Source organism: Candidatus Acidulodesulfobacterium sp. H_13 (genome assembly GCF_048541835.1).
GTDB lineage: Bacteria > SZUA-79 > SZUA-79 > Acidulodesulfobacterales > Acidulodesulfobacteraceae > QIJE01.
Window position 1 is genome coordinate 327450 of record NZ_JBLEOY010000002.1, and the last position, 17587, is coordinate 345036.

Genomic DNA, 17587 nt, shown 5'->3' on the forward strand with positions numbered 1-17587 from the left:
CTAAAATTTATTAATTAAATTCACTTTTTAAGAGAGGGGGAGTTTAATATATGTCGACGAGCCAAGTTACTTCTAAGGGATTGAGCAGCGAAGAAGCAGGAAAACTCATGGAGCAGTATGGTCCCAATGAGATTATCGAAAAACGTGTCAGTCCTTTTTTGCTTTTTTTAAAGAATTTTTGGGGATTTGTTGCGTGGATGCTTGAGATTACGCTTATAGTGGAACTATTTTTTGGGAAGTTCCTTAACGCCGAAATAATCGCGTTTTTACTTATTTTTAATGCGGTATTAGGTTTTATCCATGAACAAAAAGCCCAGAGTACCGTAGAACTTTTAAAAAAGAAACTGCAGGTTAAGGCTAGAGTTTTAAGAGACAATAATTGGGCCATGATGCCGGCGCGGGAGCTGGTTCCTGGAGATTATGTCCGCTTGCGCATGGGAGATTTTGCGCCTGCCGATATGGAAATTGTCGAAGGCAATATTGACGTAGATCAGTCCGCTTTGACCGGAGAATCGCTGCCTGTCGAAAGGGTGCCGAAGGATACGGTATATTCCGGTTCCGTCATCAAAAGGGGAGAAGCAAGCGGTACTATCACGGCAACCGGATCCAAAAGTTATTTCGGGAAAATGGCGGAACTCATAAAATTAGCGAAGGTACCGAGTCAGGCCGAAATGCTTATTATATCCATAGTTAAATATCTCCTTATTATGGATGGAATACTCGTGGTTGCTATCGTGATATTTGCAGCTGTTGTAGGAATACCTATGGATGAAATGATACCGTTTGCACTCATACTGATAATAGCCTCGATTCCGGTCGCACTTCCGCCGGTATTTACGCTATCTAACGCGATAGGCTCAATGGCATTATCAAAGGAAGGAGCGTTGACTACCCGGCTGAGCGCAATTCAGGATTCTGCTGCAATGGAGATTTTATGCAGCGATAAGACCGGGACATTGACTCTTAACAAACTTACGTTGTCTACAGTCAGGCCTCACGGTGATTTTACCGAAACGGACCTGTTAAAAATGGCCTCCATTGCATCGGAAGAGGCAACTATGGATGCTATAGACGAGGTTATCCTCAACAGAACAAAAGAAATGAGCGTAAGCATTCCGAATAAAACTAAATTTATTCCCTTCGATCCGGCTACCAAGCGTTCCGAAGCCAGATACGAAGAAGACGGGAAACATTATGTGGCCATAAAGGGTTCTCCGCTGATTATAGAGGAATTTGATTCAAGCATCAACTGGGAAAAAGAGTCTGAAGAATTTGCAAAGAAGGGAGAAAGGACGATTGCGGTTCTCGGCGGAGAAGAAGGTTCCGTTATAAAATTTTATGGGTTGTTGGGTTTATCGGATCCGCCCCGTCTCGACTCTAAGGATGTCATATCTAAACTTAAGGACTTAAATGTGAACGTTAAAATGTTGACGGGAGATAATCCCGCTACGGCGCTTCATATATCTGAAAAATTAGGTATAAACGGGGTGATTTGCGATTATAACGGTCTGAAAAAGAAAGGAAAGGTAGAGTTAAAGCCGGATGTCTTAAATTGTGCGGTATATGCAGGTATTTTTCCCGAAGATAAATATAATCTTGTTCGTGCGCTTCAGAAAGAAGGGAAAGAAGTCATAGGGATGACTGGAGACGGCGTGAACGATGCCCCCGCCCTTAAACAGGCCCAGGTCGGTATCGCGGTATCAAATGCTACGGATGTTGCAAAAGCAGCAGCAAGCCTCGTTTTGACAAACCCGGGATTATCGGGAGTGGAAGTCGCAGTAGAAACGGGGAGAAGGGTTTATCAGAGGCTGTTTTCATATATATCAAACAAAATAGTAAAAACGATACAGATAGGATTTTTTTTGGCACTGGGAATTTTAGTGTTCAAAAAGTTTGACGCTACGCCGCTTATAATTCTTTTGCTTATTTTTACTAATGATTTCGTAACTATGTCTCTATCTACGGATAATGTCAGGTACTCAAAGAAGCCCAATAAATGGAATATAAAGGAACTAATGGGAATTTCACTTGCATTCGGCATCGGCTGGCTTGTTTATATTTTAGGGGTATATCTTTGGGCATGGAAAATTCTCGATTTGCCGTCCAATTCCGGCACTTTATATTCTTTAGTGTTTTTGGGATTAGTTTATTCGGGTCACGCAAACATATTTATGGTTAGGGAAAGATCGCATTTTTGGCATTCCATGCCGTCTCTTACCCTCTTGATAACTGAGGCGGGCGGCTTAACCTTGGCGACGTTGATGGTTGTATTCGGATGGTTAGTAGCTCCGGTGCCCTTAATTTTAGTTTTCTATATGATAGTCATATCTTTCATCTCTATGGTTGTCCTTGATTTTGTAAAGGTACCCATTTTAAAGAAGTTTGCTCAATAAAGATTTAAGAAAAAGAATAGTCGTAAAAAGAGGGTCGGATTTCTAATCCGACCCTCTTTTATTTCTCGTAGATTTAAAATTACAGGCTTGTTATAATATAAAATAAAAATGGTTAAAATTGATTTCGGCGAGTCCATTCTTGCACCCATGGCGGGGATAACGGGATTTCCCTTCAGAAAAACGGCGCTCAAATACAGAGCGGATTTTTGTTTTACCGAGATGATCAGTGCATTGGGTTTCTTGCACAATGATAAGCGTACGATTGAGTTAACCGAAGCCGGAAACTACATTGAAAGGACAGGGATTCAACTTTTCGGAAGCACTCCCGATATTTTGGCCCGGGCTGCTGAGAAAGCGGTAGATAAAGGTTTCAAGGTCATAGATATCAATATGGGGTGTCCGGTTAAAAAGGTTGTAAAAACCGGTGCCGGCAGTGCAATATTAAAAGATATAAACGTATTTTATCTTATAGTTGAAGCCGTTAGACGGGCCATAAAAGATTCTGTCCTTACGATTAAAATAAGGAGCGGATTTGATGAAAGTTCGGTCAATTTTATAGAAATCGCTAAAATTGCCGAATCTTCCGGGGTTGATGCTATATTTTTCCATCCGAGAGCAAGATCCTTAATGTTTAGTGGGGTTGCAGACCACTCTCTGACTAAGATGCTCAAAAATACGGTAAATATTCCCGTGTATGCCAGCGGGGATGTTTTTTCCGTAGCGGATGCCGTGAGGATAAAGCAATATACCGGTGCCGACGGCATTATATTTGCAAGAGGCGCAATCGGCAAGCCATGGATATTTACGGAATATGTAGATACCGTAAAATTAGGCGGTATAACACAACCGATAAAAAATAAACAAAAAATAGATATAATGATTGAATTAACTGAAGCGGTAAGTTCGTTTTACGGTAAAGAGAGGGGATGCGGTATTATGAAGCCGCATCTGTATAGTTTTTTAAGGGGATTTAAAGGGTCTAAGGCATTGAGGGTCATGGTTAACAATGCAAGGAATGAAGGGGAAATAATAAATATACTAAAAATATCGATCGAAGAAGAACTTTCGGGCGACTAAATCGGTTTATCATATTCATATGAACATGTTGAGTTTATTGGGAAAATTATTGTATGCGGGCAGCGATGTTTCTATAGCTATAAATCCTGATTTTTGCGTAAGGCTTGAGACTCCTATGTCCGGTTGTTATGAGTGTATAAACAGATGCCCCGAATTATCGATAGAAATAACCGATAGCGATATTAAAATATTAGAAAATTGTACAAATTGTGGTGCGTGTCTATATATGTGTCCTAATTCCGTTTTTTATTCTAAGGGTAAAAAAATAACCAATTACGAGTATACAATTTTGGAATCGAAAAACATCTATTTTTTCTGTTCTAAAATAGACTCCAAAATAACCGAAAGCAACAAAAACATTAAATTTATCGATAAAATTAATAAAATAGGATGTCTTCACGAGATTGACGACATAGATATAATCAGTTTTATCAAGAATGAAAAAAAGTTATTTTTTATAGAAGGAAATTGTAAATCATGCAAGTTTAAATATTTTTACGGAAAAAAGGTCAAAAGACTTAATGAAATCAAAAAATTTTTAAATTGTGAAGAAAATATAGTGGAGGTAAATATCGAGGATTTTGATGTCTGCAAGATAATTGCGGAGGAAAATTTGCTGATTTGCTCGAATGATATTAATGCCGATACAGAAAAAGACGATAAAAAAAAGGATGAAGCACATATATTGGGCAGGAGAGAGTTTTTTAAACATTCGTTTAGCGGCATAAAAGAGAAAGCCGGAGAAATGATGAACAATATTACTGTGGAAGACCTGCCGCTTGTCGGAATTTACTCCAATTATATAGACCTGGGAGATGGAAATGGCGGAAAGTCCAATAAATTACTCGTAGAAAGACAAAAAAAGCAATATATTTTTTTAAAAGAAAATGAAGATTTATTATCCTTGATTAATATCAGATTGCCTAAATTGAACAATAACTGCGTGTTTTGTTCTAATTGCTGGGAGTTATGCCCGACGGATGCATTGTCATTTAAGAAAAACGCAATATTACTTGAGCCGTTTTTATGTACCGGATGTGATCTGTGCAGAGATATATGCAGTTTTGGCGCCGTTAGAATGTACAAGGCTAAAAGCCTTAAGGATGTTGATAGACAAAAGGTTTTACTCCTGCAAAATGAAACCTCGTAAATTAGCATACCTCAAAATATTACGTTTATCGGCTATATAACGGCAAAAATAGGGTGACGGGATTAATGTGGTATTGGCTTTACGATAGAGTAAGTTTTCACCGGTTTATTATTAATGTAAATATGGAAATCTTAAAAAACTCTTGACAAAAAAATAAATTTATTAAATAATATAGAACTACGCTTGAGTTATAAATAAAAAATAAAAGAAACCACGGGAGATAGATACATGGTAGAAAGCAAATGGATTATCATAGACGCAGACGGTATCAGCTTAGGTAGGGTTGCAAGTTTTGCCGCAATAAGGCTTATGGGAAAGTATAAGTCTGATTGGACACCTTACGCCGATAACGGAGATTTTGTCGTTATAGTAAACAGTTTGAAAGCTAAATTGACCGGCAGAAAAAAAACCGATAAAGAATATCATTTTCACAGCGGTTACCCGGGAGGACTCAAGACGTTCAGCTATAGAGATATGATTAAAAAAGACCCGACTTACCCCATTTTTCAGGCGATAAAGGGAATGCTTCCGAAAAACAAACTTTCTAATGCCGTGTTGAAAAAGGTTAAAATATATCCCGACGAAAATCATCCTCATCTTGCTCAACAGCCAGTTAGGGTAGAAATTAAAAAGTAAATTAAACTAAAAATAAATAGCAGGTAATTTAGTTATGGCGAAAAAGAACATTATACACTCTGTAGGAAAGAGAAAAACCAGTATAGCAAGGGTGTATTTCAAGGAAGGAACCGGTAAAATAACGGTCAACGGAAGGGATTTTGATAAGTATTTTCCCCTTGAAAGTCTGAGGGTAGCTGCCGTAAAGCCGTTAGTATTATATCCCATAGAGGATAAATTTGATGTATACGTCAACGTCATCGGGGGCGGACCCAGCGGTCAGGCCGGCGCTATTAAGCTTGCATTTGCCAAGGCGATTCTTTTAATTAACCCCGATCTTAAAGAAACTCTTGCAAAAGCATCTATGCTTACAAGAGACCCAAGAGTGAAGGAAAGAAAGAAATACGGTCAAAAAGGGGCTCGAGCAAGATTTCAGTTTTCTAAAAGATAATTTTGCTATTATCTCTATGATAAAAGTTTCCATCGTAGGCGCATCCGGTTATAGCGGTATTTATTTAATGCATGCCTTATCTTTAAGGCATGATGTTTCTATATCCCTTATAACATCGCAGAGTTTTTCCGGTAAAAAACTTTCGGAAATATTTCCGTTGTTTGCAAATTCCGGGCATAAAAAAAATCCTCTGTCCAATATGCAATTCAGCTCTTTTAATGCTGACGATATAGCTTTGTCTTCCGATATCATATTTTTTTGTCTGCCTCACGGAGAGAGTTCTAAGCTCATTTCCGATATTATAAAAAAAAGCAGTAAGACGAAAATAATAGATATCGGGGCCGATTATAGGTTTGATAATTTAAAAACGTATGAAGAGTTTTACGGAAAGAATAACTCGTCTAATGAGCTCAATTCTGAATTTAATTACGGTCTTTGCGATATTTTTTACGATAAAATTAAAAACTCTCGGTTCGTTTCTAACCCCGGTTGCTATCCGACCGGAGCACTGTTACCGACGTTACCCCTCATTTTCAAAGATGCCGTAGATTTTAAAAATCCAGTTATAATTGATTCGTTATCCGGAATTTCCGGCAGGGGCAGGGGGGCGAAATTATTTAATATTTTTTGTGAGGTAGAAAATTCGGTTAATGCCTATAATGTATGGACGCATAGGCATCTCCCGGAAATTAAGGAAAAAATAGTCGGAGCATTTTTAAGCGGCGGTAATTTATCCGATGATTTGCAGAGAGACCCTGCTTTGCCGAATATTATATTCACTCCGCACGTTATTCCGGTCGTTAGGGGTATATTGACCACGATATATTTGAAAATAAAGGATGATATATCGGAAAACGATATATTTAACATATATGATGCTTTTTATAGCGACAGTCCGTTTGTTTCAATATTAAAAAACATTGAGGATTGCAGTATAAAAAATGTGATTTATTCTAATAATTGTCATATAGCATTCGAAATAGGTAAAAACGAAAACGAAAGAATGATAAAGATCGTAAGTGCCATAGATAACTTGGGCAAAGGGGCTTCATTGCAGGCTATGCAGAATATGAACCTCATGTTTGATCTCGAACCCGATTTCGGGATACCGGGGTATTCTCCGTTTCCGTAATTACTGTAATAAGGGGTATATCCCTTAATCCCTACTTTTCTCTCCTGTATAATCCACTTTTTCCGCCCTCTTTTTCAATAAGATAAACTTCGGATATTTCAATGGATTTATCTACAGCCTTTAACATATCGTAGACGGTCAATGCGGCGACGGACGATGCAACCAAGCTCTCCATTTCAACCCCGGTTTTACCGGATATTTTGACTATTGATTTTATATCTATCGTGTTTTCTTTTTCATTCGGCTCAAATATAATGTTACAGTCTTCAATATTTAACGGATGGCATAAGGGAATTAAGCCGGAAGTCTTCTTTGCCGCCATAATGCCCGCAATTTTAGCCGTACCGAATACATCCCCCTTTTTACCGCCCTTACTTACGGCAAGACCGAATGCTATTTCAGACATTGATACCTTTGCGTGGGCGGTTGCAATCCTGACTGTTTCTATTTTTTTTGAAACATCTACCATTTTCGGCATGCCTTTTTCGTCGATGTGAGTTAATTCCGCTCCCTCTTTTTTCATAAACATTCCTCCTTCTTTAATTTAAAAATTTAATAAGTAAAACCGGTATAATACCAATTTCTTATGTCATATCCTATGCCTGCCGGAGCCGGCTTGATGCCATGAATGTCGGCCATTACTACCGGCATTGCATATGGTATATATAAAAAGGTATATGGTGCTTCTATTGCAATAATTCTCTGTATTTTAAAGTAGTATTTCCTTTGTTTTTTTAGATTGAACGTCGAGCGGGCTTTTCTGAATAAATTGTCTATTTCTGCATCTTTAAAAGATGTGAAGTTCAAGCCGTTCGGGACAATATCGGAACTCATAAATATAGAAGCGTTATCATACGGGTCGGGGGTTATGGTAAACCCGAGAAGAACCGCCTGAAACCTCTTCTTCATAATAAATTCCGATATCAAAGACGTCCATTCCATAACCCTTATGTCTACCTTAATACCTATTTTTCTAAAATTCTGCTGCATAATTTCAGCCGCAGATAACCTTTCAAGATTTCCCTGGGGGGTCAATATGGTGAACTTAAACGGAGCCCCGTTTCTTCTTAGAATCCCATTTTTTAAATGCCACCCTTTTTCACTTAATAACATTAATGCCTTGTGGGGATTATAGGGATATTTCTTTATATTTCTATTGTAAAAGTATGTTCCCGGCATAAAAGATCCGTAGGACGGCATCCCGAGTCCGAGAAGCGCTCCCTTTATTATTTCCTTTTTATTTACGGCATAGCTTAAAGCTTGCCTAACTTTGATGCTCTTAAAGAGAGGGTCTAAAAGATTGTATCCCAAGAATGTGAAGCTTAAAGACGGGTGTATGTATTTCACATACCGGGAGAGAAATTTTTTACTATCCGATTCATATTTAAACTGTATAGGATTTAGTCCCATATAGTCTATGCCGTTTGATTTAAGCATTAAGAACATGGCGGAAGAATCAGGAACTATTCTATATATCAATCGTTTTATATGGGGTGCGCCCATAAAATAATGCGGGTTTGCTTTTAATATGATTTCATATCCGTGTATCCATTTATAAAACTCGTATGGTCCCGTACCGACGGGGCGGCTCCGGAGCTTAGTAGTCATGAGGTTTTTTCCCTTGAGTAATTTTTCCGGCAAAATACTTAATCCCCATGAAGATAAAGCCGGTGCATAAGGTTTTTTATAAACTACCCTAAAGATATATTTTCCGATAGCCTTAGCTTTGTAAACCCTAAGATATTCGGCGGCATATGGGGTAGGGGTTTTAGGATTTACCATTAAGCGGTATGTAAATAGAACGTCTTTCGCGGTGAATTTTTGTCCGTTTTGCCAGTAGACGTTGCGGCGTAGGTAAAACGTTATTATTTTTCCGCCGTCGCTGATTTTCCATGATTTTGCCAAGTCTGAAACTATCTTGAGATTTCTGTTATAGCGAATAAGACCGTCATAAATCTGAGATGTTATTTCTGCAGTAGGGGCGTCTGCCGCCATATTGCCGATAAGATTGGTAGCATCCGCCGGAAGTCCGATAATTAACGTATTTTTTAATGCGTTAATGCCGGTCTTGCCCTGCTCTTTATATACGCGGCATCCGCTTAAAACTGTTGCCGAAGCAATAATGGATAAGCACAAGGCAGAAAATGTCGATAAAACACGTATAAATTTTGTTTTATTTTTTAATATCATACCCTATTTATTATCTCAAATTATAAGACATTTTTTCAAGAAAAAACAAGGGTATAAAAAATTTATTGCAAATAGGTGCGGTTTAATTTATAATGTAAAAAAAATATTTTTTACATTATAAATTAAAGTAAAGATTATAGAAAATAGGGGCAGATGAATGTTAAGGCATGACGTAGTTATTGTAGGAGCGGGGCTTGCAGGATTGAGAACCTGCGTTGAACTTAGAAAAAAAGGGATAGATGCAATAATAGTTAGCAAGGTCTATCCGACAAGGTCTCATTCCGGAGCGGCACAGGGCGGGGTTAACGCTGCATTTGATGAAAACGATTCGTGGGAATCGCATTTTTTTGACACGGTTAAGGGTAGCGACTATCTGGGAGATCAGGATGCCATTGAGATTTTAACGAGTGAGGCATCCGCAAATATATTGGAGCTTCAGAAAATGGGCGTCGTCTTTAATAGAAACGATGCCGGCGGCATTGCACAAAGGCCGTTTGGCGGACAAAGTTTTCCGCGTTCCTGTTACTATGCAGATGCAGTCGGACATATGATGCTCCACGGGCTTTTCGATAACGTCCTTAAATATAATACTAAAATTTTATATGAATATTTCGTTACAAGTTTAGTCGTTGATAACGGGAAAGTGAGCGGTATAGTTGCTTATGATATAAAAAACGGAAAGTTTGAAGGTATTTCTGCGAAGGCGGTATTGTTTGCTACCGGCGGTTATGGGCAAGTTTATTCGTCCAATACGAACGCGCTTATAAATACCGGAGATGGCATGGCTGTTTCAATTAAGGCGGGTATCCCGCTTATGGATATGGAATTCGTTCAGTTCCATCCGACTACACTTAAAAGCACGGGGATATTGGTAACCGAAGGTGCAAGGGGTGAAGGTGCTTATCTTTTGAACTCGCTTGGTGTTCGGTTTATGTCCAAGTACGCTCCGAAAACCATGGAGCTTGCGCCGAGGGATTTAGTAGCCAGAGCCGAACAGACTGAGATAAACGAGGGGAGAGGTGTTGACGGGGCTATATTATTGGATGTTCGTCATCTCGGCAAGGAAAGGATTATGGAAAAACTTCCGCAAATAATGCAGCTTTCTATAGATTTTGAAGGAGTTAATCCTATTTACGAGCCGATTCCTATAAGGCCGGGTGCTCATTATTCAATGGGCGGCATAAAAACTGATAATAACTGCAGAACGATAATCGAAGGGTTTTATTCGGCAGGAGAATCTGCATGTGTCAGCGTTCACGGGGCTAACAGGCTTGGAGGCAATTCCCTGCTTGATACCGTCGTATTCGGAAGAAGGGCTGGTATAGATATTGCCGAATATATAAAAGGGGCTGTTTACGGCAAGTTTGATGAATCGATATTAAAAAGAGACGAGGAAATTTTTGAGAACCTTAAAAAATCTTCCGGAAAAGAAAGACACGGTTTGCTTAAAGCGGAGCTTCAGGAAGAAATGAGAGCCGATGTCGGGGTTTTTAGGGAAGAAATAGCCATGAAAAAAGCTATTGAGAAAATAGAAGGACTTAAGGAACGCGCCAAAAGTATCGGCATAGACGATAAATCTAAAACGTTTAATACCGATATAGTAGAAGCTTTTGAGTTTAACAATATCTTGCTGATGGCGGAAGTTATAGCGAGGGGAGCCGTTTCAAGAAAAGAATCCAGAGGGGCACATTACAGGACCGATTTTCCGGAAAGAGACGATGCGAATTGGCTCAAACACACATTAGCGACCTTGGACGATAAGGGGAATATAAAATTTGATTTTTCAAATGTTTCTATTTCAAAATTTGAACCTAAACCGAGAACATATTGATGCCTACTTCAATTCGGGTGAGTATAATTTACGATTTAAATATATAAAGATTTACTTAATTAATGCTATGTGAAGGGGAAATATAATGGAATTTAAGGTTGAAGTATACAGATTTAATCCGGAATTTGACGACAAGCCTTATTATAAAGACTATGTACTGGAAGATTTTCCCGGCATGACCGTCTTGAATGCACTGATTAATATAAAATCGGAGATTGATGGGACGCTGAGTTTTAGGAGGTCGTGTAGGAGCGCAATATGCGGCTCATGTGCAATGAAAATAAACGGCATATCTAAGCTCGCATGTAAAACGCAGGTTAATCCCGAAATAGAAAAGTTCGGGATTATAAAAATAGACCCCCTTTCCAATATGCCGATAATCAGAGACCTTGTAGTAGAACAGGAAGGTTTTTTCGACAAGATCAAGGAGATTCAACCGTATCTTATGGGCAAGAGTGACGTTGGAGAACATGTCGACGATTTTCATGCCTTAAAAGAAGGGGAGAAGATAACCCAGCCTGTTTTTTATAAGTCTGAATTTAGAAATCTAACCGGAAATAACGATACGCCTAATTGTATTTTGTGCGAATGCTGCTATTCTGAGTGCGGAGGCGTAGCGGGAAATAAAGATTATTTAGGCCCCGCCGCATTAGCTAAACTTTACAGATATAGCGAAGACCCGAGAGATAACGATAAAAACGGATCTCGTCTCGTAAACGGTTCCAAACCGAACCGTATGTGGGATTGTGTTCACTGTCAGGCGTGTGAAGAATTTTGCCCTAAGGGGATCTCGCCCGTGAAATCAATAGTAAAACTGCATGAAAAGGCAATAAAAAATTCTATAAATTTTTCAAATGGCGCAAAGCATATTATTTCAATAGCTAAATCTATCGGAGAGACCGGGGGGCTTGACGAAATCAAGGTCGCTTTAGATACCGGCGGTATTACAGGGCTTATAAACGATTTGCCGATGGCTTTCGGTGCCGGACTTAAAGGGAAGATTCCGCCCATCAGGCTTAAATTAATAAAAGATATGGAAGATATAAGACTTGCGTATAAGATATTGGACCTGGAGGAAAAATGATTACCTATGCTTATTATCCCGGCTGTGTAGCTCAGGAAAGCGGGAAGGAACTTGATAATACGACCAAATTTATTGCAAAAAAATTAGATATTAATCTGATTCCGATGCCGGAGGCTTCATGTTGCGGCGGAGGCGTTATAGATGGATTCGACGAAAATTTAAAACTTTTTATTAACGGTAGAACTCTTGCGTTGGCGGAAAAGGAAGGATTGGATATAATGACCGTTTGCAATACTTGTACCCTTACCCTTAGCGAGGTTAACGAGGAGTTGATAAATAATGCGGAATCTTTAGAAAAGACGAATGCATATCTTGCGCAAATAGGTCTCAAATATTCAGGAAAGGTTAAGGTGAAGCATCTATTGTATGCGATAAGAGACGATGTGGGTTTTGATAATCTTAAGCAAAAAGCAGTGAGGAGCTTAAAGGGGGTTCACATTGCCCCATTTTACGGTTGCCATATATTAAGACCGTCGAGCGTGGTAAAGTTCGATGACGTGGAAAATCCGAGGGGATTGGAAGAACTGATAAAGGTGCTGGAAGGGGAGCCTGTGTCTTATGTTCGCCGAACAAAATGTTGCGGTTTTCAGACGATACTCGTAAACGAAGCCACCTCTACTTCATTAGCGGGAAACGCTATTTTTGAAGCACAGGAGAAAGAGGCAGACGTTATGGTTACTCCATGTCCGCTTTGTCATTTAAGTTTAGATACATATCAGACCGTTGCGGCAAAAAACATAAACAAAAAATTGTCTTTACCGATAATACATCTCCCTCAGTTAATAGGGCTTGCGTTAGGAGGGGATTATGCAGAAATGGGTTTTTCGAGGCATAATATATCCCTTAGAAGTGTTATGGCAAAAATAAGACAAAATGAGATTTGATAGCTGTTTGTATTTAATTAAATTAATAAATTATTTTAATGAGGAAGGTAAAGATGTCGGATAATATAAATTTAGTTCTTAAAGCGCTTAAGGGTATTTCTATTCTTGCTCAGGAAAAGTTGGACGATTATGTTGATATATCTGATAAAGAAAGTAGGGAAGCGGCTGATCAGATTATAGAAACGCTGCAATATGAATCCGGTGTTATTTTTAAAGCCGTAAAAGAAAAATTAGCCGATATTTTATTAGACGAGATGCATTTTGCTTCAACGTACGATATAGAGGAGCTTACAAAGAAAATTCAAAAATTAGAGAATAAATTAGACGAGCTTTCAGAGAAGGTTAAGTAGTATATTTTTTATATTCGATAATCACTTCTACATTTGATTTTATCTTAAATTTTTCTTTAATGCTATTTCTCAAAAACTTTATATCTGCCATGCCGAATGTTTTTCCCTTGTTGCCTGTAAATAGAAGGAATGTCGGAATATCTTCGCCCTCCCTCTGAACTCCATAATTTATATGTTTATATATTCTGGAGTTTTTGCTATCTGTTTTTGCCTCCTCTATAAATCCGTTAAAATCTTTTGTCCTTATTTTCATTTTTTTCGTATTATTTATTTCTATCGATAAATCTAACAGTTTATATAAATTTTTATTCACCTTAGATGAAATGAATATAAAGGGTATTCCGGAAAACTCTTTTAGTTCGAACAGAATGTCTTTTCTTAACTCTGCAACCCCGCCGCTTTTATCTTTTAAATCCCATTTGGTGAAAGCTATCATGAGGGTTTTCTTTTCCAATACGACTCTTTTTAAAAGCGAAAGGTCATCGCGGGTTATATCCCCGTTAACATCTATAAAGACTATTGTTACGTCGGCTCTTTTTATTTGACTCATGCTCTGTTCTTGAAAAGCCGCCGGATTTACGTCTAATCTGGATTTTTTCCTGATCCCGGCAGTGTCTATCAGGGTTATCGAATATCCTTTATATTTGATACAGGTATCTATGGAGTCTCTCGTCGTGTGAGGTTTCTCGTCCACAAAAAGCAAATCCTCCGTTAATACGGAGTTTATGTATGTCGACTTTCCGCTATTGGGTCTTCCTATAATCGCAATTTTAAAAGCGTCTCTCTCATAATTTTTTATGGGTTTAACAGGTCTTTTTAGGTTTATTTCTTTGGCTACCCCTTCGAGCACTTCATCTATGCCGATCCCCCTTTCTGCGCTTATGGTGATACTTTCTTTTATGCCTAAATTTGAAAATTCGGCAAGAGCATTTCCTACATCTTTTAATGAATCTACTTTATTAATGATAAGGATAATATTTGCTTCATTTTTAATTAAGTTAAGATAAATCTCTTTGTCTTCAGGTACAAATCCGCTCTTGTAATCTACTACAAATAAAACTACACCTGCCTTCTTAGAATATTCCAAGACTTTTTCCTTAATTTTTCTCTCGATCTCGGTTGCCGGAGAAATATTAAATCCACCGCTATCGGAGATAAGAAAATCGGCTTCGCCGTAAGAGATATCCTTTATGTTAAGGTCTAGCGTGGTTCCTGCAATTTTTGAAGATAAGGCGGAAGTTTTGCCAAGTATTTTGTTAAATATCGTGGACTTGCCGACATTAGGTCTCCCTATCAATATTACGAAAAAATCATTCTTTTTTATCATTTAATCTTCCTCGAAATTTTTTTGAGTGCTTTTTTTGCAGCATTCTGCTCTGCGTTTTTTTTAGAAGGACCATCCCCGTATCCGAAAATTTCGTTATCTATTTTAACACATACCGTAAAAATAGAATGATGGTCGGGTCCCTTTTTTTCGATTACATGATACTTAGGGGTATTACCTGTTTTTTTTTGAATTGCCTCCTGCAAAGTAGTTTTAAAATCTACATTTACAATAATCTCTTCATTAATGTCCGGATTAAATCTTGAGATATGAGATAACAGTATTTCTTTTGCCTTCTCATATGACGAATCTATAAATATGGCCCCTATTACAGCCTCATAAACATTGCTTATAATTCTCTTGTTCACCTTATTCATCGTATCGTCATCCCGTTCTTTTAAAATAAATTCCTGAATTTTAAGTCCCTCCGCCATCTTGCATAAATTTTCCAGCCTTACGAGTATGGCCCTGTATTTTGAAAGTTCTCCTTCGGGTAAATCGGGGAAATTATAATATAAATATTCTCCTACCGCCGTACCTATCACCGCATCGCCTAAAAATTCCAATCTTTCATAATTTTTAAGCTGATCTGACGATTTATGCGTAAATGCGAAATTTATCAAATCTTTGTCGTTGAATGAATAGCCTATTCTATGTTCTATTGTAACATAATCCATATTATGACCTTTTATATACAATCGTAGATTTGCCTCCAATCCATATACCTCGTTTCTATTCTTTTTTGAAAAGAGATATCTTTAATTTCGTCGGCTTTACAGATTGATGATTTCAAAACTGTTATTTACGCTATAATTCCGCCGCCTATTACCTTGATCCCTTTGTATAATACGGCGGATTGTCCCGGCGTTATAAATTTAACCCTGTTTTTAAATACAATTCTAATTGTATTGCCTTCAGAAACGGACGCCTCACATCCATAATTCAAGGAAGAGTATCTTATCTTTGCCGTCAGGTTCATTTTTGACAGTCTGCCCCTGTCTTCTGGGTCTATGAAATTAAAATTATTAATATATAAATTATCTGCAAAACAGCTTTCTAAATCCCCGACTATTATTTCGTTATTCTCGGCAGAAATTTTTACGACGTAAAGGGGGGTGCCGGAGGATATGCCGAGCCCTTTTCTCTGCCCAACGGTATAATTGAATATGCCTTTATGCTCACCTATGACCTTACCGTTTAAATCCCTAATCAAACCCTTACCTCGTGAATCATTGCAAGAATAATTCTTTTGTTTGCCAATAAAACCGGCATAATCATTATCCGGAATAAAGCATATTTCCATACTGTCCCTTTTAACCCCTATCTTGCCCAGCCCGTTTTCCACCGCAATTTTTCTTGTATATCTTTTGTCCATATTGCCTACCGGAAATATGATGTTTTTAAGGCTTTCTTGTGTCATATCGTATAGCGCATAAGACTGGTCTTTGGCCGAGTCTCTTGATTTTAAGAGAAAATATTTGTTAAAAATGTTTTTTGTTATACGGGCATAATGCCCGGTTGCCAGAAACTTTGCATCCAATTCTTTTATTCTTTTAAGCAGTGCGTCGAATTTTATAAGACAATTACATAAAATACAAGGATTAGGGGTTTTTCCGACGAGGTATTCGGAGACGAACCGATCAATCACGCCGGTTTTAAACTCATTTTCAAGGTTTATAACGAAATGAGGTATACCTAATTTGGCGCAAACCCTTTTGGCGTCCAATATATCATCCGTACTGCAGCACGTTTTGAGGTCGTTAGAACCGGGCTCTTCCTGAAATAAATGCATAGAGACGCCGATCACCGGATATCCGCTTTTTTTAAGAAGAACTGCGCTTACCGAGCTATCGACGCCGCCGGACATGGCGACGGCAACGGTTTTTTGTGTTTTTAGAAGCATTTATATTTTTATAAGGGATTGGCTCTTAATTTTAATACGCCCTTTTTAATGGCACTTACGGCGTATTCTATGTCGTTTCGGGTCGTAAATCTCCCTATGCTGAATCTTATAGCCGATTCTATTCTTTTAATGTCGTAACCGTGAGCCCTTAGGACGTGGGACGGCGAAATTACTCCCGCATTACAGGCAGAACCGGCGGAGGCGCTGACTCCGTAAAGGTCAAGATTAAACAGCAGTGTCTCCGATTTGACGCCGTCAAAAGATACGTTTATGGTATTTTTTAATCTGTTTACCGGATGCCCGTTGAGCTTAATGCCTTCTATGCTGTAAAAAAGTTTATCTAAGAATAGGCTTCCGAGAGTATTTATTTTTTTTAATTCTTCATTCATGCCGGTTTTAAGGACGTCTAATCCTTTCGCTATTGAAACAATGCCCGCCGTGTTTTCAGTCCCTGCCCTCAAACCCCGTTCTTGATGTCCGCCGTGTATTATAGGATTTATTTTTACTCCTTTTTTAATATACAAAACTCCGCATCCCTTTAATGCATAAAATTTATGTCCGGAAAAACTGCACAAATCCAGCGGTATGTCCTTAATGCTGAAACTATTTTTTCCTATAACCTGCACTATATCACTATGAAACAATACCTCTTCCCTTATATTTTTTACCTCTTCTAATATTTGTTTTATTGGAAATATCGTTCCGGTTTCGTTATTTGCTCCCATTATAGAGACAAGAACGGTATTTTCTTTTATAGAAGACAGGAGGTCGTCTAAAAGCAATTCTCCAAATTCGTTGACGCCTATATAGGTAGTTTCGACCCCTTGTTGCTCTAAAAATCTAAACGTATTAAGGACGGCAGGGTGTTCAACTTGGGATGTTATAATGTGGGGTATTTTTTTTTCTCCGTTTTCCATGTACGCAAAAACGGAACCGGACACGGCAAGATTAATGGATTCCGAACCGGATGCGGTAAAAATTATCTCCCCGGAATTGTCGGCATCAAGAAACGACTTAACGAACTCTCTGGAGTCCTCTATCAGGATCCTTGCCGCTCTTCCCTCTTCATAAACGGAAGAAGGGTTCCCCGGATAGTTTTTTAAAGTATTTATCACCTCTTCTAAGACCGAAGGGTCTAAGGGAGTAGTAGCGTTATAATCTAAATAAATTCTGGGCATATGGTAAGTTAACGTTAATGTTTTT

General features: G+C 38.4%; 16 protein-coding genes. 10 read left to right on the forward strand and 6 right to left on the reverse strand.

Annotated elements, in window-relative coordinates; genetic code table 11:
• Nucleotides 1-50: 50 nt before the first annotated feature.
• The 6 genes from ACMCNP_RS06185 to argC all read left to right on the forward strand — a co-directional run bounded on the left by ACMCNP_RS06185 (nucleotide 51) and on the right by argC (nucleotide 6818).
• Entirely contained in the window at nucleotides 51-2393 is a 2343-nt protein-coding gene (locus ACMCNP_RS06185) for a plasma-membrane proton-efflux P-type ATPase (protein WP_419315263.1), read from the forward strand.
• Nucleotides 2394-2501: 108 nt separating this feature from the next.
• Nucleotides 2502-3470 (forward strand): tRNA dihydrouridine synthase, encoded by a 969-nt coding sequence (locus tag ACMCNP_RS06190; protein WP_419315266.1) that lies wholly within the window; start codon nucleotides 2502-2504, stop codon nucleotides 3468-3470.
• Nucleotides 3471-3489: 19 nt separating this feature from the next.
• Nucleotides 3490-4620, forward strand: coding sequence for a 4Fe-4S binding protein (locus ACMCNP_RS06195; RefSeq protein ID WP_419315268.1), 1131 nt, complete (start codon nucleotides 3490-3492; stop codon nucleotides 4618-4620).
• A 228-nt stretch (nucleotides 4621-4848) separates the two neighbouring features.
• Complete coding sequence (gene rplM, locus ACMCNP_RS06200; protein ID WP_419315271.1) at nucleotides 4849-5256, forward strand: 50S ribosomal protein L13; 408 nt, start codon at nucleotides 4849-4851, stop codon at nucleotides 5254-5256.
• A gap of 34 nt (nucleotides 5257-5290) precedes the next feature.
• Nucleotides 5291-5686, forward strand: coding sequence for a 30S ribosomal protein S9 (gene rpsI / locus ACMCNP_RS06205; RefSeq protein WP_419315273.1), 396 nt, complete (start codon nucleotides 5291-5293; stop codon nucleotides 5684-5686).
• A 16-nt stretch (nucleotides 5687-5702) separates the two neighbouring features.
• Nucleotides 5703-6818, forward strand: coding sequence for an N-acetyl-gamma-glutamyl-phosphate reductase (gene argC / locus ACMCNP_RS06210; protein ID WP_419315276.1), 1116 nt, complete (start codon nucleotides 5703-5705; stop codon nucleotides 6816-6818).
• Between the two features lie 31 nt (nucleotides 6819-6849).
• Here the strand turns inward: argC and moaC are convergent, their stop codons facing one another.
• Together moaC and ACMCNP_RS06220 are read right to left on the reverse strand one after the other, a co-directional pair.
• Nucleotides 6850-7341, reverse strand: a complete 492-nt coding sequence (gene moaC, locus ACMCNP_RS06215; protein WP_419315279.1) for a cyclic pyranopterin monophosphate synthase MoaC — start codon at nucleotides 7339-7341, stop codon at nucleotides 6850-6852.
• Between the two features lie 29 nt (nucleotides 7342-7370).
• Nucleotides 7371-9008 (reverse strand): peptide-binding protein, encoded by a 1638-nt coding sequence (locus ACMCNP_RS06220; protein WP_419315282.1) that lies wholly within the window; start codon nucleotides 9006-9008, stop codon nucleotides 7371-7373.
• Nucleotides 9009-9165: 157 nt separating this feature from the next.
• On the opposite strand from ACMCNP_RS06220, the gene ACMCNP_RS06225 reads away from it, so the two are divergent.
• From ACMCNP_RS06225 to ACMCNP_RS06240, 4 genes are all read left to right on the forward strand, one after another.
• Nucleotides 9166-10839, forward strand: coding sequence for an FAD-binding protein (locus ACMCNP_RS06225; protein WP_419315285.1), 1674 nt, complete (start codon nucleotides 9166-9168; stop codon nucleotides 10837-10839).
• An 85-nt stretch (nucleotides 10840-10924) separates the two neighbouring features.
• The gene (locus ACMCNP_RS06230) at nucleotides 10925-11923 is read left to right on the forward strand and encodes a succinate dehydrogenase/fumarate reductase iron-sulfur subunit (protein WP_419315287.1); all 999 of its coding nucleotides are present in this window, start codon (nucleotides 10925-10927) and stop codon (nucleotides 11921-11923) included.
• Complete coding sequence (locus ACMCNP_RS06235) at nucleotides 11920-12807, forward strand: CoB--CoM heterodisulfide reductase iron-sulfur subunit B family protein (protein WP_419315290.1); 888 nt, start codon at nucleotides 11920-11922, stop codon at nucleotides 12805-12807. The genes ACMCNP_RS06230 and ACMCNP_RS06235 overlap by 4 nt, the downstream gene beginning before the upstream one ends.
• 53 nt (nucleotides 12808-12860) lie before the next feature.
• Nucleotides 12861-13157: a hypothetical protein gene (locus tag ACMCNP_RS06240; protein ID WP_419315293.1), complete on the forward strand. Its 297-nt coding sequence runs from the start codon at nucleotides 12861-12863 to the stop codon at nucleotides 13155-13157.
• On the opposite strand, the gene der is transcribed toward ACMCNP_RS06240, so the two are convergent.
• The 4 genes from der to ACMCNP_RS06260 all read right to left on the reverse strand — a co-directional run bounded on the left by der (nucleotide 13150) and on the right by ACMCNP_RS06260 (nucleotide 17562).
• Nucleotides 13150-14484 carry a ribosome biogenesis GTPase Der gene (gene der, locus ACMCNP_RS06245; protein ID WP_419315295.1) on the reverse strand — a complete coding sequence of 445 codons (1335 nt, stop codon included), beginning with the start codon at nucleotides 14482-14484 and terminating at the stop codon, nucleotides 13150-13152. The genes ACMCNP_RS06240 and der overlap by 8 nt on opposite strands.
• On the reverse strand, nucleotides 14481-15158 hold the full coding sequence (gene rnc, locus ACMCNP_RS06250; RefSeq protein WP_419315298.1) for a ribonuclease III: 678 nt from the start codon (nucleotides 15156-15158) through the stop codon (nucleotides 14481-14483). Before rnc ends, der begins: the two co-directional genes overlap by 4 nt.
• 125 nt (nucleotides 15159-15283) lie before the next feature.
• On the reverse strand, nucleotides 15284-16384 hold the full coding sequence (gene mnmA / locus ACMCNP_RS06255; RefSeq protein ID WP_419315301.1) for a tRNA 2-thiouridine(34) synthase MnmA: 1101 nt from the start codon (nucleotides 16382-16384) through the stop codon (nucleotides 15284-15286).
• Nucleotides 16385-16392: 8 nt separating this feature from the next.
• Nucleotides 16393-17562: a cysteine desulfurase family protein gene (locus tag ACMCNP_RS06260; RefSeq protein WP_419315304.1), complete on the reverse strand. Its 1170-nt coding sequence runs from the start codon at nucleotides 17560-17562 to the stop codon at nucleotides 16393-16395.
• Nucleotides 17563-17587: the final 25 nt, after the last annotated feature.

Excerpts from the sequence above, each read along its gene's own strand:
- ACMCNP_RS06185 (WP_419315263.1), top strand. The coding sequence starts at position 51 with ATGTCGACGAGCCAAGTTACTTCTAAGGGATTGAGCAGCGAAGAAGCA.
- ACMCNP_RS06235 (WP_419315290.1), top strand. The coding sequence starts at position 11,920 with ATGATTACCTATGCTTATTATCCCGGCTGTGTAGCTCAGGAAAGCGGG.
- mnmA (WP_419315301.1), bottom strand. The coding sequence starts at position 16,384 with ATGCTTCTAAAAACACAAAAAACCGTTGCCGTCGCCATGTCCGGCGGC.
- argC (WP_419315276.1), top strand. The coding sequence starts at position 5,703 with ATGATAAAAGTTTCCATCGTAGGCGCATCCGGTTATAGCGGTATTTAT.
- rpsI (WP_419315273.1), top strand. The coding sequence starts at position 5,291 with ATGGCGAAAAAGAACATTATACACTCTGTAGGAAAGAGAAAAACCAGT.
- rplM (WP_419315271.1), top strand. The coding sequence starts at position 4,849 with ATGGTAGAAAGCAAATGGATTATCATAGACGCAGACGGTATCAGCTTA.
- ACMCNP_RS06260 (WP_419315304.1), bottom strand. The coding sequence starts at position 17,562 with ATGCCCAGAATTTATTTAGATTATAACGCTACTACTCCCTTAGACCCT.
- ACMCNP_RS06220 (WP_419315282.1), bottom strand. The coding sequence starts at position 9,008 with ATGATATTAAAAAATAAAACAAAATTTATACGTGTTTTATCGACATTT.
- der (WP_419315295.1), bottom strand. The coding sequence starts at position 14,484 with ATGATAAAAAAGAATGATTTTTTCGTAATATTGATAGGGAGACCTAAT.
- ACMCNP_RS06195 (WP_419315268.1), top strand. The coding sequence starts at position 3,490 with ATGAACATGTTGAGTTTATTGGGAAAATTATTGTATGCGGGCAGCGAT.
- ACMCNP_RS06230 (WP_419315287.1), top strand. The coding sequence starts at position 10,925 with ATGGAATTTAAGGTTGAAGTATACAGATTTAATCCGGAATTTGACGAC.
- ACMCNP_RS06240 (WP_419315293.1), top strand. The coding sequence starts at position 12,861 with ATGTCGGATAATATAAATTTAGTTCTTAAAGCGCTTAAGGGTATTTCT.
- rnc (WP_419315298.1), bottom strand. The coding sequence starts at position 15,158 with ATGGATTATGTTACAATAGAACATAGAATAGGCTATTCATTCAACGAC.
- moaC (WP_419315279.1), bottom strand. The coding sequence starts at position 7,341 with ATGAAAAAAGAGGGAGCGGAATTAACTCACATCGACGAAAAAGGCATG.
- ACMCNP_RS06190 (WP_419315266.1), top strand. The coding sequence starts at position 2,502 with ATGGTTAAAATTGATTTCGGCGAGTCCATTCTTGCACCCATGGCGGGG.
- ACMCNP_RS06225 (WP_419315285.1), top strand. The coding sequence starts at position 9,166 with ATGTTAAGGCATGACGTAGTTATTGTAGGAGCGGGGCTTGCAGGATTG.